This window comes from Streptomyces sp. NPDC002994, assembly GCF_040611155.1.
Lineage (GTDB): Bacteria > Actinomycetota > Actinomycetes > Streptomycetales > Streptomycetaceae > Streptomyces.
Map to the genome: position 1 here is coordinate 45,889 of NZ_JBEXNQ010000016.1, position 24,571 is coordinate 70,459.

Below are 24,571 nucleotides of genomic sequence, written 5' to 3' on the forward strand. Positions count from 1 at the left end.
TGCCGGATGATCTGATGCGCGGATGACTTCTACCACCACCGACATCCTCACCCGGCTCGAGCGCTACTACGACGCCGTACCGCGATCCTCCGCCCGTGCCGAGGACTTCGGCCCGCTGACCCTCTTCGTACCGGCCGGATCGGGTCACCCGTACTACGCCCGGCCGACGCTGGAATGGACCGGCGCCCCGGCGACCGCCGCCGATGTGGAACGGGTCAGGGCGCGCCAGCGGGAGCTGGGCATACCCGAGGCGTTCGAGTGGGTGCCGGACATGACTCCGGGCCTGCGCCGGGCGCTCGAGGAGACCGGGCTGGCGATGCAGGAGCGCCCACTGATGCTCCTGGAGGACGACGGGAGCGCCGCGGCCCCGCACCCGCTGGTACGCCTGCTCGCCGCCGACGACCCGGCGCTGCCCGGCGCACTCGCCGTCCCGCAGCTCGCCTTCGCGGAGCTCGGTACGGCGGTGGGGGCGGCGGGACCGGACGAACTCGCCGCCCTGATCGCGGCCCAGAAGGCCGACGGCAACGGCTCGGTGGAGCGCGTCGCGGACCAGATCCGGGCGGGGCTGTCCGTCGTGGCCGCGGCGGTCGAGGACGGCACAGTGCTCTGCGCGGGCCAGTACCGCCCGGTGAGTACGGCCACGGCCACGGAGATAGTCGGCGTGGGCACGCTGCCTTCGGCCCGCCGCCGGGGCCTGGCGGTCGCGGTCACGGCGGCGCTGGCGGCGGACGCCCGCGCGCGCGGCATCGACACGGTGTTCCTGACCGCGACGGATGACGCGGTCGCGCGCGTCTACGCACGGGCGGGCTTCCGGTGCATCGGGACGGCGATGGAGGCGTCGGCCGAATAGGGCTCGACGGTGGCCGTATCGCAGCATGATGGCGGTATGGCCACCAGCTACGCGGCGGAAGCCCTCGCCCGCAGGATCCGCAACGAACTGCTCGCCGAGGAGCTACACCGGTACGAACGCGAACACGGCGCCTTCACCGACGAAGAGCGCGCCCAGGCCGATGCGCTGCTGCATGACCTGCCTTCCGATTGACCTCCCCATTGACAGGGTTACCGGCGGTACCGAGCATCTCTGCATGACGACGCCGCCGCTGCGCCCGCTGCCCCGCTTTCCTGCCAACTTCCTCTGGGGGGTGTCGACTTCGGCCCAGCAGATCGAGGGCGGGGTGGACGAGGGCGGGCGGGGGCGGTCCTCGTGGGACGCGTTCGCCGCCGAGCCGGGGCGGATCAAGGACGGCTCGGACGCGTCCGTGGCGACGGACCACTACCACCGGTATCCCCAGGACGTGGCGCTGCTCAAAGACCTCGGCGTCGGGGCGTACCGCTTCTCCGTGGCCTGGTCGCGGGTGCTGCCGGAGGGCGGCGGGGCGGTCAGCGAGGCCGGGCTCGGCTTCTACGACCGGCTCGTCGACGAGCTGTGCGCGGCGGGCGTACGCCCCGTGCCGACCCTCTTCCACTGGGACACCCCGCTCGCGCTGGAGAAGGCCGGTGGCTGGCTGGAGCGGGACACGGCGTACCGGTTCGCGGAGTACGCCGAGGTGGTGGCCGCCAGGCTCGGGGACCGCGTGGACCGCTGGATCACCCTGAACGAGCCGGCCGAGCTGACGCTGCTCGGGTACGGGCTGGGGCAGCACGCCCCCGGCAAGCGGCTGCTCTTCGACGCGCTGCCCGTCGCCCACCACCAGCTCCTGGGGCACGGTCTGGCCGTACAGGCGCTGCGGGCCAGGGGCGGCGGCACGTACAGCATCGGGATCGCGAACTCGCACGGGCCGGTGTGGGCGGCGGCGGAAAGCGACGAGGACCGGGGCGCGGCCGACTTCTACGACCTGCTGCTCAACCGGCTGTTCGCGGATCCGCTGCTGCTGGGGCGCTATCCGGACGGCATTGCCGAGATGCTGCCCGGCCCGGTGGCCGAGGACCTCGACCTCATCGGACAACCGCTCGACTGGTACGGGATCAACTACTACCAGCCGACGCTGGTGGGGGCTCCGGGCGCGGACGCGCCGACAGATTTCGCGGGCATCGAGATACCGCCGGAAATGCCGTTCTCCGTACGGGAGATCGAGGGCCACCCGCGTACCGCCTTCGGCTGGCCGGTCGTCCCCGACGCGCTGACCGAACTGCTGACCTCATTCCGCGCGCGGTACGGCGACCGGCTCCCGCCCGTCGTCATCACCGAGAACGGCTGCTCGTACGACGGCCTGGACGATCAGGAGCGGATCGCCTTCCTCGACGGCCACCTGCGGGCGCTGCACCGGGCGATGGAGGCGGGCGTCGACGTACGCGGCTACTTCGTCTGGTCGCTGATGGACAACTTCGAGTGGGCCGAGGGATACGCCCAGCGCTTCGGCCTCGTCCATATCGACTACGAGACGCTCGCCCGGACGCCGAAGGCGTCGTTCCGATGGCTGCGGGACGCTTTGCGCGGGCAGCGGGCGCGGGGGTGACGATCAGAAGCCGAGCTTGCGCAGCTGCTTCGGGTCCCGCTGCCAGTCCTTCGCGACCTTCACGTGCAGGTCGAGGAAGACCGGCGTACCGAGCAGCGCCTCGATGTGCTTGCGCGACTTCGTACCGACGTCCTTCAGGCGCTTGCCCTTGGGGCCGATGATGATGCCCTTCTGGCTGGGGCGCTCGATGTAGACGTTCGCGTGGATGTCGAGGAGCGGCTTGTCGGCCGGGCGGTCCTCGCGGGGCAGCATCTCCTCGACGACCACCGCGATGGAGTGCGGCAGCTCGTCCCGTACGCCTTCGAGGGCGGCCTCGCGGATCAGCTCCGCGACCATGACCATCTCGGGTTCGTCGGTGAGGTCGCCCTCGGGGTAGAGCGGCGGGCTCTCGGGGAGGAGCGGGACCAGCAGGTCCGCGAGGAGCGAGACCTGACTGTCACCGACGGCGGAGACCGGAACGATCTCCTGCCACTCGAAGCCGAGCTCCTTGGAGAGCTGGTCGATGGCGATGAGCTGCTCGGCGAGCTGCTTGGAGTCGACGAGGTCCGTCTTGGTGACGATCGCGACCTTCGGCGTCTTCCTGATGCCCGCGAGCTCCTTGGCGATGAATTTGTCGCCGGGGCCGAGCTTCTGGTCGGCGGGCAGGCAGAAGCCGATCACGTCGACCTCGGCCCAGGTGGTGCGTACGACGTCATTGAGGCGCTCGCCCAGCAGCGTGCGCGGCTTGTGGAGGCCCGGGGTGTCGACCAGGATCAGCTGCGCTTCGGGGCGGTGCACGATCCCGCGCACGGTGTGGCGGGTGGTCTGCGGCCGGCTGGAGGTGATGGCGACCTTCTGGCCGACCAGAGCGTTCGTCAGGGTGGACTTGCCCGCGTTCGGGCGGCCGACGAAGCAGGCGAAGCCGGCCCGGTGGGGGGCCTCGGAAGACTGGGTGCGAGCGCTCATGCGTGCCATTCTCCCCGATGTACGCGGCAAGGCCGACCAGTGCGGCCGGGGAGCGCCCCCTGCGGGGCACCTGGGGCGCTGCCCCAGACCCCGCTCCTCAAACGCCGGAGGGGCTGGATAGTGCGGCCGAACAGCCCGTCCGGCGTTTGAGGACATGCCCGCAGGGCGTCCCGGGGGCTGGGGCTCGCGCCCTCAGCCGCCCGCAGTCACACTGACCCGCAGCGCCCCGTCCGGCCCCGCCACCAGCACCGGCGTCCCGGGACCGCCCAGGTCACGCACCGCCGCGCGGTCCTCCTCCGACGCCGTGTCGGCGTCCGTCACCACCGCCGCCGCCTCCAGCGACTTCGCCCCGCTCGCCACCGCCATCGCGACCGCGGTCCGCAGCGCGCTCAGTTTGAGGGAGTCCAGGTCAACACTCCCGGCGACATACGTACGCCCCGTCTCATCCCGCACCGCCGCCCCCTCCGGCACCTCATTACGGGCACGCGCACTCCGCGCCAGCGTGATGATCTTGCGGTCCTCAGGGTCGAGTTCAGTGCTCGGCGTCGTCTCAGTCATGCCCAGAGCATAAGGAAGGAAGCCTGATCAGCCCGCGACCGGGTACATGGAGCCGCGCCGCCCCTCCGGCGACGCCAGCCACTCCAGCTTCGCCGCCGTGTCCGCCTCCGGGAGCGCCGTGTGGAGCACGATCGTCAGGTCGGGGCGGGCCGGCACGCGCAGCTGGGTCGACTCCACGACGAGCGTGCCGACGACCGGATGCTCCATCTCCTTGCGGACCTGCCCGCCGGGCGCGATGTCGCGCCGCTCCCACAGTTCGGCGAACTCCGGCGAGAGTTCCTTCACCTCGTCGACGACCGCGCGAAAGCCCTCGTCGTCCGGCCGGTCCGAGCACGCCGCCCGGTACTGGGCCACGACATTCGCGGCGTTCTGGCCCCAGCTCTTCGCCCTGGAGCGGTAGATCGGGTCGGTGAAGAACGCGACCAGGCAGTTCTGGGTGATCTCGGGCCGCATGCCCAGGACCGCGCCCGCCGCGTCGTTGTACATGATCGTGTTCCAGTACGCGTCCATGATGTGCGCGGGAAACGGCATCCAGGCGTCGATCAGCCGGCGCAGTCCCTCGCACATGTCCGCATTGCGCGGATCGACCTCCGGCGCGGGCGGGTTCAGCCCGGCCAGGACGTACAAGTGCCGACGCTCCACGCTACTCAGCCGCAGTACCCGCCCCACCGAGTCGAGCACCTGCGCCGAGACGGTGATGTCCCGGCCCTGCTCCAGCCACTGGTACCAGGAGACGCCGACGCCCGCGAGCACCGCGACCTCCTCCCGGCGCAGTCCGGGCGTACGCCGCCGCGCGCCGCCGTCCGGAAGCCCCGCCTCCGCGGGGCTGACCCTGGCTCGCCTGCTCATGAGGAACTCGCGCAGCTCGCCGAGACGGTGTGCCTTGAGATCGACCGGTGTAGCCACGTACTCCCCCTGTATACGGCTGCCTGGTGGTTGCACCAACAGGATAAGTTCCCGCTCCCCACGGCTATTCCTGCGGCCGCAAGGTGTCGACCATGGCAATCGACACCCCTGTCCCCCCTCTCACCAGCTCAACTGGCCCCGAAGCGACGGCGACTGCGACAGCGACTGCGACGCCGCCCAAGCTCTCCGGCCGCGCCAAGCTGATTCTCTTCGTGCTGTGCGCCGCCCAGTTCATGGTGGCCCTCGACTTCTCCGTACTGAACGTGGCCCTGCCCGTCCTCGGCAAGGACCTCGGCATGAGCCAGTCCGCGCTCCAGTGGGCAGTCACCGCCTTCGCGCTCCCCTCCGGCGGATTCCTGCTCCTCTTCGGCCGGATCGCCGACCTGTTCGGGCGGCGCAAGCTGTTCCTCACCGGCCTCGCCGTCTTCGGCGCGGCCTCCCTCCTCGCCACCTTCGCCTGGGACCCGGCGTCCTTCCTGGCCGGGCGGGCCCTCCAGGGCCTCGGCGCGGCCGCGATCGTGCCGACCGGCATGTCGCTGCTGACCACCACGTTCCCCGAGGGCCCGCAGCGCGACCGCGCGCTGGGCATCAGCGGCACGCTGCTCTCGCTCGGCTTCACCGTCGGCATGCTGCTCGGCGGCGTCATGACCGACACCCTGGGCTGGCGCTCCACGATGGCCCTGCTGGCCGTCGCCGCCGTGATCGTGCTCGTACTCGCGCCGGGTCTGCTGTCGGAGTCCCGCCACCCCGAGCGCCCGCGCCTCGACATCCCCGGCGCGGTCACCGTCACCACCGGTCTGCTGGCCCTGATCTACGCCCTGTCGACGGCGGCCGAGCGCGGCTTCGGCGGCACCGACGTGCTCGTCACCCTGGTCGCCGGCATCGCGCTCCTCGCCGCCTTCGTGTACGTCGAGTCCCGTGCCGCGGCGCCCCTCGTCTCGCTGCCGATGCTGCGGCGCCGGACCGTGGCCTGGGGCAATCTCGGCGGCCTGGTCACCTTCTCGATGATGAGCACCGTCGTGTTCGTCCTGACGCTCTACCTCCAGGAAGTGCTCAAGCTCTCCGCCCTTCAGACCGGTCTGATCTTCGGCCTCCAGGGTGTGCTGTCCGCCGTCGCCGGTACGTACGCCCCCAAGCTCATCGGCCGCATCGGCGCCCGCCGCACTCTCGTCGGTTCGCTGCTCGGCCAGGGCCTGTTCGTCGCCGCGCTGCTGGGCATCGGCACCGGGTCGGGCGCGGTGCTGGCGGCCGCCGCCGTCTCGCTGGCCAGCATGTGCCACCTGGGCGCGATCATCTCGTACGGGCTGATCGTCACGTCCGGGGTGCCGGACGAGGAGCAGGGGCTGGCGACCGGACTCGTCACCACCACCCAGCAGGTCGGCCTCACGATCGGCATCCCGCTGCTCGGTGTGCTGGCCACGACCCAGGGCGCGCTGTTCGACGGCGTACGCACCGTCCTCGCCCTGGACGCGGCGATCGTGGTGGTGGCGGCGGTCCTGGTGGGCATCGGCCTGCGGACGAGCCGGGCGAAGGACCAGTAAGCGTCAGGGCCGGTCGAGTCGCAGCCGCTCCGCCTTCGGGAGACCGGCCACCACCAGGTCGTACGAGTCCTCGATCAGCTCCCGGACCATGCGGTCCGGGAGCCGGCCGTCGACGGTGACCGTGTTCCAGTGGCGCTTGTTCATGTGCCAGCCGGGGGCGATCGCTTCGTGCTCCTCGCGGAGTTGGACAGCGATCTCGGGTTCGCACTTGAGGTTGACCGTGAGGTGGGCTGCGTCGAGGGCGCTCAGCGCGAAGAGCTTTCCCGCGACCTTGAAGACCGACGTCTCCGGGCCGAAGGGGAATTCCTCCGTCGCCGCGTTGAATTCCAGACAGAACGCCCTGAGCTCCTGCGGCGTCATGCCGCCTCCTTCTCCTCCGGCTCCACCAGTACCGTGACGATCTTGTTCCGGCGGCCGGCCGGCGACTCCGCGGTCAGGCGCAGCGAGCGCCCGTCGGGCAGGTCCACGGTCGCGGACGCGCCCGCGATCGGCACCCGGCCGAGCGCCTTGGCGAGCAGTCCGCCGACGGTCTCGACGTCCTCGTCGTCGTACTCGTCGAAGCCGAAGAGCTCGCCGAGGTCGCCGATGTCGAGCCGGGCGGTCACCCGGTAGCAGCCGTCGTCCAGCTCCTCGATGGGCGGCAGTTCACGGTCGTACTCGTCCGTGATCTCGCCGACGATCTCTTCGAGGATGTCCTCGATGGTGACGATGCCGGCCGTGCCGCCGTACTCGTCGATGACGACGGCGACGTGATTGCGCTCCTGCTGCATCTCGCGCAGCAGGTCGCCCGCGTTCTTCGTGTCGGGGACGAAGACGGCGGGGCGCATCGCGGTGGAGACCAGGTCGGCCTCGGACTCGCGGTTGATGTGGGTCTTCCTGACCAGGTCCTTGAGGTAGACGATGCCGACGATGTCGTCCTCGTTCTCGCCGGTCACCGGGATACGGGAGAAACCGGAGCGCAGGGCGAGGGTGAGGGCCTGGCGGATCGTCTTGAAGCGCTCGATGGAGACGAGGTCGGTCCTGGGGACCATGACTTCGCGTACGAGCGTGTCGCCGAGCTCGAAGACGGAGTGCACCATGCGGCGCTCGTCGTCCTCGATCAGGGACTCCTGCTCTGCCAGGTCGACCATCGCGCGCAGCTCGGCCTCGCTGGCGAAGGGGCCCTTGCGGAAGCCCTTGCCGGGCGTGAGGGCGTTGCCGATGAGGATCAGCAGCTGCGGGATGGGGCCCATGATGCGGGCGAGCGGCAGCAGGACGTACGCGGAGGCGGTCGCCGTGTTCATCGGGTGCTGGCGGCCGATGGTGCGCGGGGAGACGCCGACGGCGACGTACGAGACGAGGACCATCACGCCGATGGCGATGGCCAGCGCCTCCCACGTCTCGTCGAACTCGCGCAGGCAGGCGTACGTGACGAAGACACCGGCGGCCATTTCGCAGGCCACCCGTATCAGCAGCGCGACGTTCAGGTAGCGGGTCGGGTCGGAGGCGACCTGGGCCAGCTTGGCGCCGCCGCGCCGGCCGGAGCGTACGGCCTCGGCGGCCCGGAAGGTGGAGACGCGGGCGATACCGGCTTCCGCGCAGGCCGCCAGCCAGGCGACCACGACCAGCAGGACGGCGCCGGTGATCAGTTGGGCGGTCATGAAACGGTCGGCGCGGGGGACGGACCGGTCAGGCCCTTCTCCGCTCGCCAGCCGTCGACGATGGCCGCCTGGAGGCCGAACATCTCGGCCTTCTCGTCCGGCTCCTCGTGGTCGTAACCGAGCAGGTGCAGCACTCCGTGGACGGTGAGGAGCTGGAGCTCCTCGTCCATGGAGTGCTGCGTGTCCGCGTCCTCACCCTGCTTCTTGGCGACCTCGGGGCAGAGCACGATGTCACCGAGGAGCCCCTGCGGGGGCTCCGCGGCGTCATCGTCCCGTGACGGCGGACGCAGTTCGTCCATCGGGAAGGACATGACATCGGTCGGTCCGGGGAGGTCCATCCACTGGATGTGGAGCTGCTCCATGGCGGCCGTGTCCACGACGATCACCGACAGTTCGGAGAGCGGGTGGATCCGCATCCGGGTGAGTGCGTAACGGGCGATGTCGAGAATCGCCTGCTCGTCGACCTCGGTGCCGGATTCGTTGTTGACGTCGATCGACATGGTGCTGGATCTACCCCTGGTTCAAAGTCACAGCGCGTTTTGGCTGTCGTCGTACTGCTCGTACGCGTCGACGATACGGCCGACCAGCTTGTGCCGTACGACATCCTGCGACGTGAGCCGGGAGAAGTGGACGTCGTCGAGGCCCTCCAGGATCCCCTGGACCTGCCGCAGACCGCTCTTCGTCCCGCCCGGCAGGTCGACCTGCGTGACGTCACCCGTGACGACGATCTTCGAGTCGAAGCCGAGCCTCGTCAGGAACATCTTCATCTGCTCGGCGCTGGTGTTCTGCGCCTCGTCCAGGATGATGAACGCGTCATTGAGGGTCCGGCCACGCATGTATGCCAGCGGGGCGACCTCGATCGTCCCCGCCGCCATCAGGCGCGGGATCGAGTCGGGGTCGAGCATGTCGTGCAGGGCGTCGTAGAGCGGGCGCAGGTACGGGTCGATCTTCTCGTAGAGCGTGCCGGGCAGGAAGCCGAGCCGCTCGCCCGCCTCGACGGCGGGCCTGGTCAGGATGATCCGGCTGACCTGCTTGGACTGCAGGGCCTGGACCGCCTTGGCCACGGCGAGATAGGTCTTGCCCGTACCGGCGGGGCCGATGCCGAAGACAAGGGTGTGCTTGTCGATGGCGTCGACGTACCGCTTCTGGTTGAGCGTCTTGGGTCGGATGGTGCGACCACGGCTGGAGAGGATGTTCTGGGTGAGCACCTCGGCCGGGGTCTCTCTCACGGCTTCCGCGCCGCTGCCGTTTCCGCTCGCTCTGAGCATGGCGATCGAGCGTTCCAAGGCGTCCTCCGTCATCGGCAGTCCGGTGCGGAGCACCAGCATCATCTCGGCCAGCAGGCGCTGGATCAGTGCGACCTCGGTCGGGTCGCCGACCGTGCTGACCTCATTCCCCCTGACGTGGATGTCCACGTCGGGGAAGGCGTTCTCGATCACGCGCAACAGGGAATCGCGGGAACCCAGAACCATCACCATGGGGTGTCTGTCCGGCACGGTGAACTGGGCGCGGGCCTGCGGCTGTGTAGGTGTCTGAGTCATGGGCCGGCACTATGGCCTGCACATACCTCCCGTTGCAGGGTTCTCGCTGCTCGACAACCTCTTGAGACCAAGCCTACGTCGGTGCACTGACAAGGCCGAAGGCTTTTCGAACGCGCCTGTACGGGCCTGTCAGGCCGGCCTGCGGAAGCCGATCGTGGGCACCGCCCGGCGCAGCGGCCACACGCGGGCGCCTGCCGTGGGCAACAGTCCGTCGAGGAAGGCGTACCGGCGCAGTGCCTGCGGGTCCTGCCCGTCGACGGCCTGCACCTGCTGCCACCAGGCGGCGATCTCCGACCATCCGGGCGCCGACAGCGATCCGCCGAACTCCTGTACCGACAGGGCGGCGGTCAGCCCGGCGAAGGCGAGGCGGTCGGCGAGTGGCCAGCCCGCGAGCGTACCGGTGACGAATCCGGCGACGAAGACGTCGCCGGCGCCGGTCGGGTCCAGTGCCTCGACGGCGATGGCGGGGACCTCGGCGGTCTCCCCGGTCGAGCCGTCCACGGCGTACGCACCCTCCGCGCCCAGCGTGACGACCGCGACCGGCACCTTCTCGGCAAGGGCGCGGGCGGCGGCGCGCGGGCAGTCGGTGCGGGTGTAGCGCATCGCCTCCTCGGCGTTGGGCAGGAACGCCTCGCAGTGCTGGAGGTCGGTGAGGCCCGCGAGGTCCCAGCGGCCCGTGTCGTCCCAGCCCACGTCGGCGAAGATCTTGGCGCCTCGGCCGGCGGCGGAGGCGATCCACTCCTCCGTCCGGCCGGGGGTGAGCGCGGCGATGGCGGCCCGCGCGCGGGGCGGGCAGTCGGGGAAGGGGCCGGGTTCGGCGGGCGGCGGGGCCTCGTGGCCGTGGGAGACCATGGTCCGCTCGCCCTCGTACGCCATGGAGACGGTGACCGGGGAGTGCCAGCCGGGGACCGTCCGTGACATGCGCAGGTCGATGCCTTCGCCGTCGGCCAGCGCGTCCCAGCAGTACTCGCCGTAGTGGTCGTCGCCGAAGGCGGCGGCCAGCGACGTACGCAGGCCGAGGCGGGCCAGGGCGGTGGCCATGTTGGCCACGCCGCCGGGGCTGGAGCCCATGCCGCGCGCCCAGGACTCGGTGCCGCGGACCGGGGCGCTGTCGAGGCCGGTGAAGATGATGTCGAGGAAGACCGTTCCGGTGAGGAACACGTCGCAGCAGGGGCCGTCGGGCGCACGGAGCCCGTCCAGGGGGTCGAGGTGCGTGGCCTGGTCCTGCTGCCGGCTGATGTCCGTGGCCGCTGCGTGCTTTCTCACCGTGCTCACCCTGCGCTCCTGTGGTGTGGTGCGGATTCAGGCCAGTGTGCCCGATACGCGTCCACGGGAGCTCGCGGCAATACGACGGCGACTTGTCGGCCGGTGTGGTTACCAGCGGGGCAGCGTGGGTGCCTGCCAGGTCTCGTGGCCGTCCGCCCTGCGCATAGCGGCGGCGTCGTCGCGGTCACGCATCGCGCCGTACGCCGCCTCGTCGAGCCAGCGGCGGTGCAGCCGGTCCAGGGCGTCGCGGTCGAGCTCGACACCGAGCCCGGGGGCGTCGGAGACGGGCAGCCGGCCGCCGGTGAAGGTGTGGCGGCGGGTGATGACGTCCTCGGTCTGCCAGGGGTAGTGGCTGTCGCAGGAGTGGTCGAGGTTGGGGACGGTGGCGGCGACGTGGGTCATCGCGGCGAGGCTGATCCCCATGTGGGTGTTGGAGTGCATGGACAGGCCGACGCCGAAGGCCCGGCAGACGGCGGCCAGTTCGCGGGTGGCCCGCAGACCGCCCCAGTAGTGGTGGTCGCAGAGAACGACCTGCACGGCGTCGGTGAGGAACGCCTCGCGGATCTCGGGAACGGTCGTTACGCACATATTGGTGGCGAGCGGAACGTCCGTCCCGGCGGACACCTCCGCCATGGCGGCTGTCCCGGGTGCCGGGTCCTCCAGGTATTCGAGGACCCCTGCCAGCTCCCCCGCGACCTTCAGGGAAGTCTCCGCCGTCCAGGCGCCGTTGGGGTCCAGCCGCAGGGGCTGTCCCGGGAACGCCTCGGCGAGCGCCCGTACAGCGGCGATCTCCTGGTCCGGCTCGAAGACGCCGCCCTTGAGCTTGAACGAACGAAAGCCGTGCTCGGACGCGAACCGCCGCGCCTGCGCGACGATCCCCGCCGGGTCGAGCGCGGCCCCCCAGTCGTCGCTCTCGCCCGCACCATCGGGGTGTGCGGCCCAGCGATAGAAGAGATACGCGCTGTACTCGACGTGATCGCGCACCTTGCCGCCCAGGAGTCCGTGCACGGGCTGCCCGTACGCCTTCCCGAGCGCGTCCAGGCACGCCACCTCGAAGGCGGACACGACGGACAGCCGCAGCTTGTCCGCCGTCTGTACGCCGCGCAGCCCGCCGACGTCGATGGCGTGCTCCACGCGCGCGTGGTCGACGCCGACCCGCTGCGCGAGCGTGAACAGTCCGTTCAGATCCGCGACCGAGTGGCCGGGCAGCAGATCGGCGTACGGGCGGGCCAGTTCGAGGTACTTGGTGTCGCCGTACGTCTCACCGACGCCGGTGATCCCGTCCGCCGTGACCACCTCAACGACCAGGCGTGGTGTGTACGGCTGGTGCACGCCCTGGACGTTGAGGAGGGGTGGGTCGCAGATGAGGACGGGGGTCAGCCGGACGTCGGCAATGGTCAGGTCCGCCACAACAACTCATCTCCGTATGCAGACGATGTCCACGTATGGGAATGCAGCGTAGGGAGGCGTCCCAAGGGCGTCAACGTTCGTCACCAAGTCCGCTCAGAAGACGTACGCGTCGACCTCCGCGAGATACGCCTCCCGGCGCTTCTCGTCGTGGTCAAGGAAGGCCGCCAGGAAGGAGTTACGGGCGAGCTCGCGCAGCTGCTCCTGCCCGAGACCGAGCGCTTCGTGCACCGCGTGGAACGTGTCGCCCACGTAGCCCCCGAAATAGGCGGGGTCGTCGGAGTTCACGGTGACCAGCAGCCCGGCCTCCATCATCTCGCGCAAGGGGTGCTGCTCCAGGATGTCGATGGCCCGCAGCCGTACGTTCGACAGCGGACACAGCGTCAGCGGCACCCGGTCGCGCACCAGTCGCTCCACGAGCGCCGGGTCCTCCATGGAACGCAGCCCGTGGTCGACGCGCTCGACGCCGAGGATGTCCAGCGCCTCCCAGATGTACGCCGGCGGGCCCTCCTCCCCCGCGTGCGCGACCTTCCGCAGCCCCAGGGCCTCGGCAGCCTCGTACACCTCGCGGAACTTCGACGGCGGGTGCCCGACCTCCGCCGAGTCCAGGCCGACGGCCGCGATCCGGTGCAGGTACGGCCTGGCCGCCTCCAGTGTCTGCAGCGCGGACTCGGCGGACTGATCGCGCAGGAAGCACATGATCAGCTGCGTGGAGATCCCGTGCCGCTCCTCGCTGCGGTCCAGGGCACGGGAGAGCCCCTCGATGACCGTACCGATGTCCACACCTCGCGCGGTGTGTGCCTGCGGGTCGAAGAAGATCTCCGCGTGCCGTACGCCCTGCGCGGCGGCCCGCGCCAGGTAGGCGTCGGCGAGCCGGTCGAAGTCGTCCTCGGTGCAGAGCACCGCCATCAGCGCGTAGTACAGGTCGAGGAAGGACTGGAGGTTGTCGAAGAGGTAGGCGCGGCGGAGCTCTTCGGTGGTGGAGTAGGGCAGTACGACGGCGTTGCGGGCGGCGAGCTCGAAGGCCAGCTCGGGTTCGAGAGTGCCTTCGATGTGGAGGTGGAGTTCGGCCTTGGGGAGGTGCATGGGGGGGTCGTCTTCTCGTTCAGTGACGCTTGGGAAGAGGGACCCGCAGCAGGTCGGCGGCGATGGTCAGTTCGCCGTCGAACCCGGCCGCACGGGCTTGGCGTTCGAAGGCTTCGGGATCGCTGTAGCGCTGCGAGAAGTGGGTGAGGACGAGGTGGCGTACGCCGGCTTCGTGCGCGACGCGGGCGGCCTGTCCAGCCGTCAGGTGGCCGTGTTCAGCGGCAAGCCGCACCTCCTCGTCAAGGAAGGTCGACTCGATGACGAGCATGTCGCAGCCCTCCGCGAGGGCATACACACCGTCGCAGAGCCTGGTGTCCATGACGAACGCGAAACGCTGCCCGCGCCGCTCCTCGCTGACCTGGTCGAGCGAGACACCGCCGAGCTGCCCGTCGCGCTGGATGCGGCCGACGTCGGGCCCCTTGATGCCGTGCTCGGCGAGCAGGGAGGGCAGCATGCGGCGGCCGTCGGGCTCGGTGAGCCGGTAGCCGTACGACTCGACGGGGTGGGACAGCTTGACCGCGTCGAGGGCGTACGAAGGACCGTTGGCCAGCGCCCCGTCGGCGGCGACCGGCGATTCGTTCAGCAGGACCGTCTCGCGGTAGGCGGTGGCGTACCGCAGCCGGTCGAAGAAGCGCTGCCCGCTCGCCGGGTAGTGCGCGGTGACGGCGTGCGGGACGCGGTCGAGGTTGATCCGCTGGATCACTCCGGCGAGGCCGAGGGAGTGGTCACCGTGGAAGTGGGTGACGCAGATCCGGTTGATGTCGTGCGCGGCCACGCCGGCGCGCAGCATCTGGCGCTGGGTGCCCTCGCCGGGATCGAAGAGGATGCCCTCGCCGTCCCAGCGCAGGAGGTAGCCGTTGTGGTTGCGGTGCCGGGTGGGGACCTGACTGGCGGTGCCGAGGACCACCAGTTCTCGTGCGGACACAGAAGCTGCCTTATCCGGGGGGCCAGTTGAGGCCGCGTCCGCCGAGGACGTGGGCGTGCGCGTGGAAGACGGTCTGGCCCGCTCCGGAGCCGGTGTTGAAGATGACGCGGTAGCCGGTGCGGTCGACCTTCTCGTCGGCGGCGACGTTGCCCGCCTCGGTGAGCAGGTCCGCGAGGACCTGCGGCTCGGCGGCTGCGAGCGAGGCGGCGTCCGGGTGGTGCACCCTGGGAATGACCAGGACGTGCGTCGGCGCCTGGGGGTTGATGTCGCGGAACGCGACGGTGGTGGCCGTCTCACGGACGACGTCCGCGGGCACCTCGCCCGCGGCGATCTTGCAGAACAGGCAGTCTGCCTGCGGTTGTCCCGCCATGGTCCTGGCCTCCTCGAATGCGGCTGGATCAGGATGTACCGATACCGATCAAGTATGGCCGCATGCTATCCGCCCCATGGCACGGGCACTTGAGCAAACTGGGGCTCCGCCCCAGCCTCCGGGACGCCCTCCGGGCGTGTCCGGGGTCCGGGGCAGCGCCCCAGCGGTTCAGGACCAGCGCCCCGTGCGCCCCAGCAGCAGCGCCGCCGCCGCAGTACCGGCAGTCGACGTACGCAGCACACTGCTCCCCAACCGGTACGGCTTCGCCCCCGCCTCGGCGAAGACCGCCAACTCCTCCGGCGACACGCCCCCTTCCGGCCCCACGACCAGCACGATGGAACCCGTCTCGGGCAGCGCGGCAGTGGCCAGCGCCTCGCTGCCTCCCGCCGACGCGTCCTCGTGCAGTACCGCCGCGAAGTCCGCCGTGGCCAGCAGCGCGGCCACCTGCTTCGTCGTCAGCGCGTCCGCGACCTCCGGGAAGCGCAGCCTGCGCGACTGCTTGCCCGCCTCCCGCGCCGTGGCCCGCCACTTCGCGAGGGACTTCGCGCCCCGGTCGCCTCGCCACTGCGTGATGCACCGGGACGCCTGCCACGGCACGATCGCGTCGACGCCTGTCTCCGTCATCGTCTCGACGGCGACCTCACCCCGGTCGCCCTTGGGCAGCGCCTGTACGACGGTGATGCGCGGCGCCGGCTCCGGCTCCGCCGTCACGTCCGTCACCTCGACGACGAGCCGGTCCTTGCCCTCGGCCGCCAGCACCACGGCCGCCGCGCCCGTACCGAGGCCGTCCGTCAGTACGACGTGCTCCCCCGCGTTCAGCCGCCGCACCGAGACGGCATGCCGCCCCTCCGGGCCTTCGAGTACGAACTGACCCTTCGCCGGTACGGCGTCCACGACGAACACCGGCGCCGTCATGCCGCACCGCCCGCGCCCCGCAGCGCCAGCGCCGCGCGCGCCGCGTCGGTCTCGGCGGCCAGGACCTCGACCAGCTGCCCGGCCGGCATCTCGCGCGCCATCCGGTGCCCCTGGCCCGCCCACAGCGCCATGCCCTGGGCGTCGCCCGCCTTGGCCGCGGCCTTGCGCAGGCCGGAGGTGATGTGGTGCACCTGCGGATAGGCGGCGGGGGCGTACGGGCCGTGCTCGCGCATGAAGCGGTTGACGAGGCCGCGTGCGGGGCGTCCCGAGAACGCCCGGGTGAGTTCCGTGCGTACGAACAACGGATTGGTCATGGCCTGCTTGTGCAGCACGTTCGCACCGGACTCGGGGCACACCAGGAACGCCGTGCCGAGCTGCGCCGCGTCCGCGCCCAGCGCGAGGACCGCGGCGATCTGCGCGCCGCGCATCACGCCGCCCGCCGCGATGATCGGCAGCTGCACGGTCTCGCGTACCTGCGCGACCAGGGACAGCAGGCCGATGCCGGTGCCGTCGTTCTTGGGATCGTCCCGGTGCGTTCCCTGGTGGCCACCGGCCTCTATGCCCTGTACGCACACGGCGTCGGCGCCGGTCCACTGCGCGGCCTGGGCCTCTTCGGGCGTGGTGACGGTCACGACGGTGAGCGTGCCGGCCTTCGCGAAGGCGTCGAGGACGGGGCGGGTGGGGCAGCCGAAGGTGAAGGAGACGACGGGGACGGGGTCGTCGATGAGGATGGCCAGCTTGGCTTCGTAGCCGTCGTCGGCGCCGTTGTCGGGCTCGCCGAGGGGGGTGTCGTACCAGTCGGCCTCGCCGGCGAGCTGGTGACGGTAGACCTCGACGGAGGCCGGGTCGGCGTGGCTCGGCTGCGGCATGAAGAGATTGACGCCGAAGGGGCGGCTCGTAAGCCCCCGCAGCTGCTTGATCTCCTCGTACATGCCGTCCGCGGTCTTGTACCCGGCGGCAAGAAACCCGAGACCGCCGGCCTCGCAGACGGCGGCGACGAGCTGAGGACTGGAGGCGCCGCCCGCCATGGGGGCCTGCACGATCGGATAACGGCAAAGATCGGTCAGTGCGGAGGACATGAACGCATAGTTTCATGCCCTCCGCACTGCACCGAATCGAGGCTTCGGCCGTCTCGGAAGCGAGCGCCCAGCGCCCGTTGAAGGCGTCCTTCAGGCGCGAGAAAAGACCCTGCTGCCCGGGCTGACCCCACCTCCCGGGGACAACCCCCGGACCCCCGGCCAAGCCCGCATGCACCTACCGCCCGTTGAAAGCGTCCTTCAGCCGCGAGAAAAGACCCTGCTGCCCGGGCTGGAACTGACCCGTGGGACGCTCCTCGCCGCGCAGCTTCGCGAGCTGGCGCATCAGGTCCTCCTGCTGCGGGTCCAGCTTCGACGGAGTCAGCACCTCCACGTGCACGATCAGGTCGCCGCGGCCTCCGCCCCGCAGGTGCGTGATGCCGCGCCCGTGCAACGGGATCGACTGCCCCGACTGCGTGCCCGGACGTACGTCGATCTCCTCCACCCCGTCGAGCGTCTCCAGCGGGCACTTCGTGCCCAGCGCGGCCGCCGTCATCGGGATGGTGACCGTGCAGTGCAGATCGTCGCCGCGCCGCTGGAACACCGCGTGCGGCAGCTCGTGGATCTCGACGTACAGGTCACCGGCGGGGCCGCCACCGGGGCCGACCTCACCCTCGCCCGCGAGCTGGATCCGCGTGCCGTTGTCGACACCGGCCGGGATCTTGACCGTCAGCGTCCGGCGCGAGCGCACTCGGCCGTCACCGGCGCACTCCGGACACGGAGTCGGTACGACCGTGCCGAAGCCCTGACACTGCGGGCACGGCCGCGAGGTCATGACCTGGCCCAGGAAGGACCGGGTGACCTGCGAGACCTCACCACGACCGCGGCACATGTCACAGGTCTGGGCCGAGGTGCCGGGCGCGGCGCCCTCGCCCGAACACGTCGTACACACCACAGCGGTGTCGACCTGGATGTCCTTCGTCGTACCGAAGGCCGCCTCGTTGAGGTCGATCTCCAGCCGGATCATCGCGTCCTGGCCGCGGCGCGTGCGCGAGCGCGGGCCGCGCTGCGACGCCGTACCGAAGAAGGCGTCCATGATGTCCGAGAAGTTCCCGAAGCCACCCTGGCCGAAGCCGCCGGCTCCGGCGCCCGCCTGCGAAAGCGGGTCGCCGCCGAGGTCGTAGACCTGCTTCTTCTGCGGGTCCGACAACACCTCGTACGCGGCGTTGATCTCCTTGAAGCGCTCTTGCGTCTTGGGATCGGGATTCACGTCCGGGTGGAGCTCGCGCGCCAGCCGCCGGAATGCCTTCTTGATCTCATCCTGGGAAGCGTCGCGGCGTACGCCAAGTACGGCGTAATAGTCGGTGGCCACTTACGACTCCGCCAGGATCTGTCCGACGTAACGTGCCACTGCGCGTACCGCTCCCATCGTTCCGGGGTAGTCCATGCGGGTCGGTCCGACCACGCCGAGTTTCGCGACTGCTTCGTCGCCCGAACCGTAGCCGACTGCGACGACGGACGTGGAGCTGAGCCCTTCATGGGCGTTCTCGTGACCGATTCGTACAGTCATGCCTGAGTCCGTTGCCTCACCCAGCAGCTTGAGAAGCACGACCTGCTCCTCAAGCGCCTCCAGCACGGGCCGGATGGTGAGGGGGAAATCATGTCCGAAGCGCGTGAGATTGGCGGTGCCGCCGATCATCAGACGCTCCTCGGTCTCCTCGACCAGAGTCTCCAGGAGGGTGGAGAGGACCGTCGAAACGGTGCCTCGGTCCTCCTTGTCGAAGGAGTCGGGAAGGTCCTGCACCAGCTGCGGTACGTCCGCGAAGCGGCGCCCGACGACCCGGCTGTTGAGCCGGGCGCGCAGGTCCGCCAGGGACGTCTCGCCGAAGGGTGCCGGACAGTCGATCATGCGCTGCTCGACCCGGCCGGTGTCCGTGATGAGCACGAGCATCAGGCGGGCGGGAGCCAGCGCGAGCAGTTCCACGTGCCGCACCGTCGAGCGGGTCAGCGACGGGTACTGCACGACGGCGACCTGCCGGGTCAGCTGCGCGAGCAGCCGGACCGTACGGGCCACGACGTCGTCGAGGTCGACCGCTCCGTCCATGAAGTTCTGGATGGCGCGGCGCTCGGGCGACGACAGGGGCTTGACGCCGGCGAGCTTGTCGACGAAGAGCCGGTAGCCCTTGTCGGTGGGGATGCGGCCGGCGCTCGTGTGCGGCTGGGCGATGAAGCCCTCGTCCTCCAGGGCGGCCATGTCGTTGCGCACGGTGGCCGGTGAGACACCGAGCTTGTGCCGCTCGGTGAGCGCCTTGGAGCCGACGGGCTCCTCGGTGCCCACGTAGTCCTGGACGATGGCGCGCAGCACCTCAAGTCTGCGTTCGCTGAGCATCTCGCACCACCTCCAGCTGGTCGGTCGTTCTGTGTCCTCGGCGCTGTGTCCTCGGCGTCTGCTTGGCACTCACCGCGGGGGAGTGCCAGCAGTCCCCGCCCAGTGTACGGCGGGCGGGTACGCCCCTAGCAAGGGCGGCCGGTCACGTTACCGCGCCAGTCACCGCGCGACGGCCCTGTTCAGCGGGCGCCTGCACCGGGGATGGGTCTAGCGTCGGGGTATGGACCTCAGTTGGGAAGAGGCAGGCTGGGAGCGGCTCGCACTGGGCGTGGGACGGCGGCGTATGCCCGTCTGGGACGCGACGGTGGGCCTGGTGGCCGGGGGTGACGGCGGGGCGCTGCTCATCGACACAGGGGCGACGCTGCGCGAGGGCGCGCAGCTGCGCGCCGAGGCGCAGCGCCTTTTGGGCCCCGGCCGGAGAGTGACGCACATCGCGCTCACCCACCCGCACTTCGACCACGTCCTCGGCACGGCGGCGTTCGCGGGAGTTGAGGTGTACGGGGCGGTCGGCATCGACGATCTGCTGCGGCGGGGCCGGGAGGCGCTGCGGGACGACGCGGTGCGGCACGGTGTCGACCGGGGCGCGGCGGCGGAGGCGGCGGACGTACTGGTCGCGCCGCACCACACGGTGTGCGGCGAGTGGACGCTGGACCTGGGCGGCGGCCGCCAGGTGCTGCTGGCGAACATCGGCCCCGGGCACAGCGGTCACGACCTGGCGGTGCTGGTGCCGGGCGACCCCGAGGTCGTCTTCTGCGGCGACCTGGTGGAGGAGTCGGGCGCCCCCCAGGCGGGCCCGGACGCCCACCCCACCTCCTGGCCGGCGGCCCTGGACCGGCTGCTCGCGCTGGGCGGCGAGAACGCGGCGTACGTGCCGGGGCACGGGGCGGTGGTGAACGCGGCGTACGTGCGGGCGCAGCGTGATGCGTTGGCGGCGCGGTTCGAGGTGTGACGTGACGTCAGGTGTGACGCCGGGGTGTGACGCCCGGGTGTGACGTCACAATGGCCGCATGCGCAGCCGACAGTACGGGCCGGATCTCACCCCGCCCTGGAAGAAGCCCGCCCCCGTTCCCGAAGTTCCCGCTGAGACCGATCTTGTCGTGGAGGAGGTCGGCACCGGGTTCTGCGGGGCGGTGATCCGGTGCGAGAAGACGGCGCAGGGGCCGACCGTCACCCTGGAGGACCGCTTCGGGAAGCACCGGGTGTTCCCGATGGAGCCGCGCGGCTTCCTCCTGGAGGGCCGCGTGGTCACCCTCGTCCGCCCGCCTTCCGCCGCGGAGTCCCGGCCGGCCCGGCCGGCCCGTACGGCGTCGGGCTCGGTGGCCGTACCGGGGGCGCGGGCGCGGGTCGCGCGTGCGGGGCGGATCTACGTGGAGGGGCGCCACGACGCGGAGCTGGTCGAGCGGGTCTGGGGCGACGACCTCCGCATCGAGGGCGTGGTCGTCGAATACCTGGAGGGCATCGACGACCTCCCCGCGATCGTCGCGGACTTCGCCCCGGCGCCGGACGCGCGCCTGGGCGTCCTGGTCGACCACCTGGTCCCGGGCTCGAAGGAGTCCCGCATCGCGGCGCAGGTCTCGGACGCGAACGTCCTGGTCGTCGGCCACCCGTACATCGACGTATGGGAGGCGGTGAAGCCGTCGGCGGTGGGCATCCAGGCGTGGCCGAAGGTCCCGAGGGGGCAGGACTGGAAGACGGGGGTGTGCGGGGCGCTGGGGTGGCCGGAGAACACGGGGGCGGCGTGGCGAGCGATTCTGGCGTCGGTGCGGTCGTACAAGGACCTGGAGCCGGCGCTGCTGGGGCGGGTGGAGGAGCTGATCGATTTCGTTACGGCGCCGGCCGGCGGTTGACGGGTGCGGGCGGGTGCGGGCCGGTGTGAGGGCGGGGGTGAGGTGGGTGCGGGCCGTTGCGGGCCGGTGTGGGTGCGGGCCGGTGTGGGTGCGGGCTGCCTGCGGCGCTGTTCCCCTACCCGCCCCTTCCCGAAACTGGGGGCGAGCCCCCAGGCCCCCGGGACGCCCTACGGGCGTGCCCTCAAGCGCCGGGCGGGCTGGATCAGCCGGGACGGGCTGGATCTGCCGCGCAGCGGGCACATCCCCGCCCCAGCGGCACCCTCCAGCCCCTCCGGCGCTTGAGGAGCGGGGTCTGGGGCAGCGCCCCTGCACACTCCCCCGGACATCCAGCCCCTCCGGCGTTTGAGGAGCGGGGTCTGGGGCAGAGCCCCAGCGGCCCACCCCGCCCCCTCCAGCCCGTCCGGCGCTTGAGGACCGGGGTCTGGGGCAGCGCCCCGGTTCGGGGAGGGGCGGGTCGGGGAAAGCGCCGCAGGCACCGCGCCCCGCGCCCCCGGGTCAGTCCACCAGGTCCCGGACCACCGCGTCCGCCAGCAACCGTCCCCGCAGCGTCAGAACCGCCCGCCCAGCGGCGAACGGCTCCCCCGCCAGCAGCCCCTCGTCCCGCGCCCGCTCCGCCGCCGCCAGGCCCGCCGGCGCCAGCAGCGTCAGCGGGCAGCCGTCCGCGAGCCGCAGCTCCAGCAGGATGCGCTCCACGCGGCGGTCCTCAGCCGGGAGCACCTCACGCCCGGCACCCGGGGAGCGCCCATCACCCAGCGCCTGCGCATACGCCCCCGGGTGCTTCACGTTCCACCACCGCACCCCACCCACATGGCTGTGCGCACCGGGCCCCGCGCCCCACCAGTCCGCCCCGCGCCAGTACAACTCGTTGTGCAGGCACCGCGCCGCATCCGAAGTGGCCCAGTTCGACACCTCGTACCACTCAAAACCCGCCGCCGACAGCGCGGACTCCGTCATCAGGTACCGGTCGGCGTGTACGTCGTCGTCCGTCATCGGCACCTCGCCCCGCCGGATCCGCCGCGCCAGCTGCGTCCCCTCCTCCACGATCAGGGCGTACGCACTCACATGGTCGGGCCCCGCCCCGATCGCCGCGTCCAGCGACGCCTGCCAGTCCGCATCGCTCTCCCCCGGCGTGCCGTAGATCAAGTCAAGGTTCACGTGCTCGAAGCCCGCCGCCCGCGCCTCCGCGACGCACGCCTCCGGCCGCCCCGGCGTATGCGTACGGTCCAGAATCTTCAGCACGTGCTGCTTCGCGCTCTGCATCCCGAACGAGACCCGGTTGAAGCCACCGGCCCGCAGTTCCTCCAGATACGCCGGATTCACCGACTCCGGATTCGCCTCGGTGGTGACTTCCGCGTCGGCCGCGATCCCGAACTCGTCCCGGATCGACGCCAGCATCCGTACGAGATCACCCGCCGCCAGCAGCGTCGGCGTACCCCCGCCGACGAAGACTGTCCGTACCTCACGCGGGTCGTCCCCGAGCACCTTCCTCGCCAGGCGGACCTCCTCCACCAGCGTGTCCGCGTAGTTGTCGCGCGAGGCCAGCGCACCGCCCGAACCGCGCAGCTCGGTCGCCGTGTAGGTGTTGAAGTCGCAGTAGCCGCAGCGGGTCGCGCAGTACGGAACGTGCAGGTAGAAGCCGAGCGGCCGCTCGGCCGCGCCGGCCAGGGCGTGCGGTGGCAGCGCCCCGTCTTCGGGCATGGGCTCACCGTCGGGCAGTACAGAAGGCATGCCCCCATTGTCACAGCTCCGGTCACATTGCCTGGGTCACATTGCCTGGAGCACCAGCAGCGCCACATCGTCGTCGGGCGGCGTCGGCGAGAAATCGTGCACCTCGCGCATGATCCTTTCTGCGACCCCCTGCGCGCTCAGCCCCACGCACCGCCCCAGCGCCGCCGCCAGCCCGTCCGCGTCGTCGAACATCCGCCGCCCGGACCGCCGCTCGGTCACGCCGTCCGTGACGCAGAGCAGAGTGTCGCCCGCCTGGAGGACGAAGGTCTCGCTCTCGTACGTCACGTCGTCGAGGACGCCGAGCAGCATCTGGGAGACGGCGGCCGGCCGTACGCTCCCGTCCGGCCGGAGCACGAGCGGCAGTGGATGCCCGGCGCAGGCGAGCGTGCAGCGCACCCCGCCGCCGTCCTCGGCCGCGAACGGCACCAGCTCGCCGTACAGGAGCGAGAGGAACCGAGGCTGCGGCGGCGCCTCCCGCAGGCCGACGGGCACGGCGGGTCCCCCCGTAGCCCCAGCAGCCCCTGAAGCCCCGGCCACCGCCATCCTGGCCGTCGCCTCCGCCGCCTCCACCGCGTCGTCCAGCAGCAGCCCGTTGAGCCGCCCCAGCACCTCCCCGACCGACCGGCCCTCGCGCGCCAGCAGCCGCAGCCAGGGCCTGACGAGGCCGGTGACGACCGCCGCCTCCGGGCCGTTGCCCTGGACGTCGCCGAGCGAGAAGGACCAGCTGCCGCTCGCGCCGGGGAAGACGTCGTAGAAGTCGCCGCCCGCGACGCCCTGCCCGCGCGGCTCGTAGACGAGGGCCTTCTCGATACCCGGGATGTCGGCCATCTGGCCCGGCAGCAGCGCCCGCTGGAGGACACGGCTGATGGTGGCCTGCCGGGTGTACTGGCGAGCTGCGGCAACGGCCAGCGCGACCCGGCGTACGAAGTCCTCGATCAGGCCCGTCACCTCGTCGGGCATCCGCGTCAGTCCCGCCCGCCCCAGCATCAGCGTCCCGAGCCCGCGCCCGCCCGCGATCAGCCGGTACGCGACCGCGGCGCCGTCGTGAGCACCGGAAGTACAGGAAGTACCGGCAGCACCCGCAGTACCCTCAGTACCCTCAATGCTTCCCGGATCGTCCACGCCCGGCCACGGCACCGGCACCGGTCCGCCCCGAGCGGAGTCCGGCACGGCGGGCGGCTCCTTCTCGACGCGCCCGCGCAGTTCCTCGATGCTGCACTCGCGCTGGTGCCAGACGCGGGCGAGACGGGGCGCCGCACCCTCCTCCTCCAGCCACACCGCGCACCAGTCCGCGAGCCGCGGCACCAGAAGCTGCGCGGCGAGGGCCGCGATCATGTCCTCGTCGAACTGGCCCGTCAGCAGGTCGGACGCCTCGGCGAGGAACGAGAGCGCACCCCGGTTGATCCAGTCACTGTCGTACTCGCGCGCGGCCCGCCGCGGTACGGGAGCGAGGATCTCGGCGGCGCGCAGCCCGCGCTGGAGCGCCTGGTCGGCGAGGTCGGCCGACCCTGGATGCAGGGCAGCGGGGTGCAGGGCGGTGTGCATGCCGGGGAGTACGGCGTCGATGGCGATCCGGGCCCAGATGGTCTTGAGGCCGGTGCGGTAGGTGACGCCCCAGCACGCGGAGAGGGCAGCGACGAGGTGCAGGCCGCGCCCGAACTCGTGGCCGCCGGCCGCGGGCGATCCGCCGGGTTCGTTCCGTACGACGCGGGCGGGGTGGTGGTCGGAGACCTCGACGACGAGAGCGGCGGGATCGTCCTCCGTCGCTTCCTCCAGGTGGCACACCAGCTCGACGTTGGTACCCGCGTGGACGACCGCGTTGGTCACCAGCTCGTTGACGAGGATCACGGCGTCGTCCGCGAGCTGGTCGGTGAAACCGTCGGCGGCGGGCAGCCCGAGCCCGGTCCATTCGGCGAGCGCGGCCCGGACGAAGCGCCGCGCGGCGGCGGGCGCGAGCGGGTTCCCCGGCAGGCTGGTCCAGGCGGCCGAGTGCGGGTCGGACAGGCCGCCCGGCAGGTGCGTCGAGCGGTACGTA

At 71.2% G+C, this 24,571-nt stretch carries 24 protein-coding genes; 6 read left to right on the plus strand and 18 right to left on the minus strand.

The window, feature by feature from the left end; all coding sequences use genetic code 11:
• The first annotated feature begins 22 nt into the window (after window positions 1–22).
• Genes ABZX79_RS22115 through ABZX79_RS22125 form a run of 3 tightly spaced genes read left to right on the plus strand, consistent with a single transcriptional unit; the run spans window position 23 to window position 2,456 of the window.
• Window positions 23–850 (plus strand): GNAT family N-acetyltransferase, encoded by an 828-nt coding sequence (locus ABZX79_RS22115; RefSeq protein ID WP_355260225.1) that lies wholly within the window; start codon window positions 23–25, stop codon window positions 848–850.
• Between the two features lie 36 nt (window positions 851–886).
• Window positions 887–1,042, plus strand: a complete 156-nt coding sequence (locus ABZX79_RS22120; protein WP_355260228.1) for a hypothetical protein — start codon at window positions 887–889, stop codon at window positions 1,040–1,042.
• Between the two features lie 43 nt (window positions 1,043–1,085).
• On the plus strand, window positions 1,086–2,456 hold the full coding sequence (locus tag ABZX79_RS22125) for a GH1 family beta-glucosidase (protein WP_355260231.1): 1,371 nt from the start codon (window positions 1,086–1,088) through the stop codon (window positions 2,454–2,456).
• 3 nt (window positions 2,457–2,459) lie between these two features.
• On the opposite strand, the gene era is transcribed toward ABZX79_RS22125, so the two are convergent.
• The 3 genes from era to ABZX79_RS22140 form a co-directional block, all read right to left on the minus strand.
• Window positions 2,460–3,401, minus strand: a complete 942-nt coding sequence (gene era, locus ABZX79_RS22130) for a GTPase Era (RefSeq protein WP_355260234.1) — start codon at window positions 3,399–3,401, stop codon at window positions 2,460–2,462.
• A gap of 192 nt (window positions 3,402–3,593) precedes the next feature.
• Complete coding sequence (locus tag ABZX79_RS22135; protein ID WP_355260237.1) at window positions 3,594–3,959, minus strand: cytidine deaminase; 366 nt, start codon at window positions 3,957–3,959, stop codon at window positions 3,594–3,596.
• Between the two features lie 27 nt (window positions 3,960–3,986).
• A complete protein-coding gene (locus ABZX79_RS22140; protein WP_355260507.1) occupies window positions 3,987–4,808 on the minus strand; it encodes a helix-turn-helix transcriptional regulator in 822 nt (273 codons plus the stop codon).
• Between the two features lie 149 nt (window positions 4,809–4,957).
• Between ABZX79_RS22140 and ABZX79_RS22145 the strand changes: the two genes are divergently transcribed.
• Entirely contained in the window at window positions 4,958–6,406 is a 1,449-nt protein-coding gene (locus ABZX79_RS22145) for an MFS transporter (protein WP_355260240.1), read from the plus strand.
• 3 nt (window positions 6,407–6,409) lie between these two features.
• Here ABZX79_RS22145 and ABZX79_RS22150 read toward each other — a convergent pair whose 3' ends face one another.
• The 13 genes from ABZX79_RS22150 to hrcA all read right to left on the minus strand — a co-directional run bounded on the left by ABZX79_RS22150 (window position 6,410) and on the right by hrcA (window position 18,961).
• Window positions 6,410–6,766, minus strand: a complete 357-nt coding sequence (locus ABZX79_RS22150) for an MmcQ/YjbR family DNA-binding protein (protein WP_355260243.1) — start codon at window positions 6,764–6,766, stop codon at window positions 6,410–6,412.
• The gene (locus tag ABZX79_RS22155) at window positions 6,763–8,046 is read right to left on the minus strand and encodes a hemolysin family protein (protein WP_355260246.1); all 1,284 of its coding nucleotides are present in this window, start codon (window positions 8,044–8,046) and stop codon (window positions 6,763–6,765) included. Before ABZX79_RS22155 ends, ABZX79_RS22150 begins: the two co-directional genes overlap by 4 nt.
• On the minus strand, window positions 8,043–8,546 hold the full coding sequence (gene ybeY, locus ABZX79_RS22160) for an rRNA maturation RNase YbeY (RefSeq protein WP_215129875.1): 504 nt from the start codon (window positions 8,544–8,546) through the stop codon (window positions 8,043–8,045). The genes ABZX79_RS22155 and ybeY overlap by 4 nt, the downstream gene beginning before the upstream one ends.
• Window positions 8,547–8,573: 27 nt before the next feature.
• A complete protein-coding gene (locus ABZX79_RS22165) occupies window positions 8,574–9,587 on the minus strand; it encodes a PhoH family protein (RefSeq protein WP_355260250.1) in 1,014 nt (337 codons plus the stop codon).
• A gap of 129 nt (window positions 9,588–9,716) precedes the next feature.
• Window positions 9,717–10,787: a PfkB family carbohydrate kinase gene (locus ABZX79_RS22170; protein WP_355260510.1), complete on the minus strand. Its 1,071-nt coding sequence runs from the start codon at window positions 10,785–10,787 to the stop codon at window positions 9,717–9,719.
• A 174-nt stretch (window positions 10,788–10,961) separates the two neighbouring features.
• Window positions 10,962–12,263 carry a glucarate dehydratase family protein gene (locus ABZX79_RS22175; RefSeq protein ID WP_355260253.1) on the minus strand — a complete coding sequence of 434 codons (1,302 nt, stop codon included), beginning with the start codon at window positions 12,261–12,263 and terminating at the stop codon, window positions 10,962–10,964.
• A gap of 93 nt (window positions 12,264–12,356) precedes the next feature.
• A complete protein-coding gene (locus tag ABZX79_RS22180; protein WP_355260255.1) occupies window positions 12,357–13,346 on the minus strand; it encodes an adenosine deaminase in 990 nt (329 codons plus the stop codon).
• Window positions 13,347–13,365: 19 nt separating this feature from the next.
• Window positions 13,366–14,271: a ribonuclease Z gene (locus ABZX79_RS22185; RefSeq protein WP_355260258.1), complete on the minus strand. Its 906-nt coding sequence runs from the start codon at window positions 14,269–14,271 to the stop codon at window positions 13,366–13,368.
• A 10-nt stretch (window positions 14,272–14,281) separates the two neighbouring features.
• Complete coding sequence (locus tag ABZX79_RS22190; RefSeq protein WP_355260261.1) at window positions 14,282–14,641, minus strand: histidine triad nucleotide-binding protein; 360 nt, start codon at window positions 14,639–14,641, stop codon at window positions 14,282–14,284.
• Window positions 14,642–14,809: 168 nt separating this feature from the next.
• Window positions 14,810–15,556: a 16S rRNA (uracil(1498)-N(3))-methyltransferase gene (locus ABZX79_RS22195; protein ID WP_355260264.1), complete on the minus strand. Its 747-nt coding sequence runs from the start codon at window positions 15,554–15,556 to the stop codon at window positions 14,810–14,812.
• The gene (locus ABZX79_RS22200) at window positions 15,553–16,635 is read right to left on the minus strand and encodes a nitronate monooxygenase (protein WP_355260267.1); all 1,083 of its coding nucleotides are present in this window, start codon (window positions 16,633–16,635) and stop codon (window positions 15,553–15,555) included. The genes ABZX79_RS22195 and ABZX79_RS22200 overlap by 4 nt, the downstream gene beginning before the upstream one ends.
• 175 nt (window positions 16,636–16,810) lie before the next feature.
• Window positions 16,811–17,944: a molecular chaperone DnaJ gene (gene dnaJ, locus ABZX79_RS22205; RefSeq protein ID WP_214979495.1), complete on the minus strand. Its 1,134-nt coding sequence runs from the start codon at window positions 17,942–17,944 to the stop codon at window positions 16,811–16,813.
• Window positions 17,945–18,961, minus strand: coding sequence for a heat-inducible transcriptional repressor HrcA (gene hrcA, locus ABZX79_RS22210; RefSeq protein WP_214979493.1), 1,017 nt, complete (start codon window positions 18,959–18,961; stop codon window positions 17,945–17,947).
• 220 nt (window positions 18,962–19,181) lie between these two features.
• On the opposite strand from hrcA, the gene ABZX79_RS22215 reads away from it, so the two are divergent.
• Both ABZX79_RS22215 and ABZX79_RS22220 read left to right on the plus strand, forming a co-directional pair.
• Entirely contained in the window at window positions 19,182–19,910 is a 729-nt protein-coding gene (locus tag ABZX79_RS22215) for an MBL fold metallo-hydrolase (protein WP_355260271.1), read from the plus strand.
• Window positions 19,911–19,968: 58 nt separating this feature from the next.
• Complete coding sequence (locus ABZX79_RS22220) at window positions 19,969–20,808, plus strand: DUF3097 domain-containing protein (RefSeq protein WP_355260274.1); 840 nt, start codon at window positions 19,969–19,971, stop codon at window positions 20,806–20,808.
• Window positions 20,809–21,303: 495 nt separating this feature from the next.
• Here ABZX79_RS22220 and hemW read toward each other — a convergent pair whose 3' ends face one another.
• Entirely contained in the window at window positions 21,304–22,536 is a 1,233-nt protein-coding gene (gene hemW, locus ABZX79_RS22225) for a radical SAM family heme chaperone HemW (RefSeq protein WP_355260277.1), read from the minus strand.
• Window positions 22,537–22,572: 36 nt separating this feature from the next.
• Window positions 22,573–24,552, minus strand: coding sequence for an ATP-binding SpoIIE family protein phosphatase (locus ABZX79_RS22230; RefSeq protein ID WP_355260513.1), 1,980 nt, complete (start codon window positions 24,550–24,552; stop codon window positions 22,573–22,575).
• Window positions 24,553–24,571 lie beyond the last annotated feature (19 nt).

What these genes read in the sequence shown, in the direction of transcription:
- ABZX79_RS22200 (WP_355260267.1), bottom strand. Translation starts at nt 16,635, where the DNA reads ATGTCCTCCGCACTGACCGATCTTTGCCGTTATCCGATCGTGCAGGCC.
- ABZX79_RS22115 (WP_355260225.1), top strand. Translation starts at nt 23, where the DNA reads ATGACTTCTACCACCACCGACATCCTCACCCGGCTCGAGCGCTACTAC.
- ABZX79_RS22140 (WP_355260507.1), bottom strand. Translation starts at nt 4,808, where the DNA reads ATGAGCAGGCGAGCCAGGGTCAGCCCCGCGGAGGCGGGGCTTCCGGAC.
- ABZX79_RS22165 (WP_355260250.1), bottom strand. Translation starts at nt 9,587, where the DNA reads ATGACTCAGACACCTACACAGCCGCAGGCCCGCGCCCAGTTCACCGTG.
- ybeY (WP_215129875.1), bottom strand. Translation starts at nt 8,546, where the DNA reads ATGTCGATCGACGTCAACAACGAATCCGGCACCGAGGTCGACGAGCAG.
- ABZX79_RS22190 (WP_355260261.1), bottom strand. Translation starts at nt 14,641, where the DNA reads ATGGCGGGACAACCGCAGGCAGACTGCCTGTTCTGCAAGATCGCCGCG.
- ABZX79_RS22220 (WP_355260274.1), top strand. Translation starts at nt 19,969, where the DNA reads ATGCGCAGCCGACAGTACGGGCCGGATCTCACCCCGCCCTGGAAGAAG.
- hrcA (WP_214979493.1), bottom strand. Translation starts at nt 18,961, where the DNA reads ATGCTCAGCGAACGCAGACTTGAGGTGCTGCGCGCCATCGTCCAGGAC.
- ABZX79_RS22195 (WP_355260264.1), bottom strand. Translation starts at nt 15,556, where the DNA reads ATGACGGCGCCGGTGTTCGTCGTGGACGCCGTACCGGCGAAGGGTCAG.
- ABZX79_RS22150 (WP_355260243.1), bottom strand. Translation starts at nt 6,766, where the DNA reads ATGACGCCGCAGGAGCTCAGGGCGTTCTGTCTGGAATTCAACGCGGCG.
- hemW (WP_355260277.1), bottom strand. Translation starts at nt 22,536, where the DNA reads ATGCCTTCTGTACTGCCCGACGGTGAGCCCATGCCCGAAGACGGGGCG.
- ABZX79_RS22145 (WP_355260240.1), top strand. Translation starts at nt 4,958, where the DNA reads ATGGCAATCGACACCCCTGTCCCCCCTCTCACCAGCTCAACTGGCCCC.
- ABZX79_RS22120 (WP_355260228.1), top strand. Translation starts at nt 887, where the DNA reads ATGGCCACCAGCTACGCGGCGGAAGCCCTCGCCCGCAGGATCCGCAAC.
- ABZX79_RS22180 (WP_355260255.1), bottom strand. Translation starts at nt 13,346, where the DNA reads ATGCACCTCCCCAAGGCCGAACTCCACCTCCACATCGAAGGCACTCTC.
- ABZX79_RS22125 (WP_355260231.1), top strand. Translation starts at nt 1,086, where the DNA reads ATGACGACGCCGCCGCTGCGCCCGCTGCCCCGCTTTCCTGCCAACTTC.
- ABZX79_RS22215 (WP_355260271.1), top strand. Translation starts at nt 19,182, where the DNA reads ATGGACCTCAGTTGGGAAGAGGCAGGCTGGGAGCGGCTCGCACTGGGC.
- ABZX79_RS22155 (WP_355260246.1), bottom strand. Translation starts at nt 8,046, where the DNA reads ATGACCGCCCAACTGATCACCGGCGCCGTCCTGCTGGTCGTGGTCGCC.
- ABZX79_RS22135 (WP_355260237.1), bottom strand. Translation starts at nt 3,959, where the DNA reads ATGACTGAGACGACGCCGAGCACTGAACTCGACCCTGAGGACCGCAAG.
- era (WP_355260234.1), bottom strand. Translation starts at nt 3,401, where the DNA reads ATGAGCGCTCGCACCCAGTCTTCCGAGGCCCCCCACCGGGCCGGCTTC.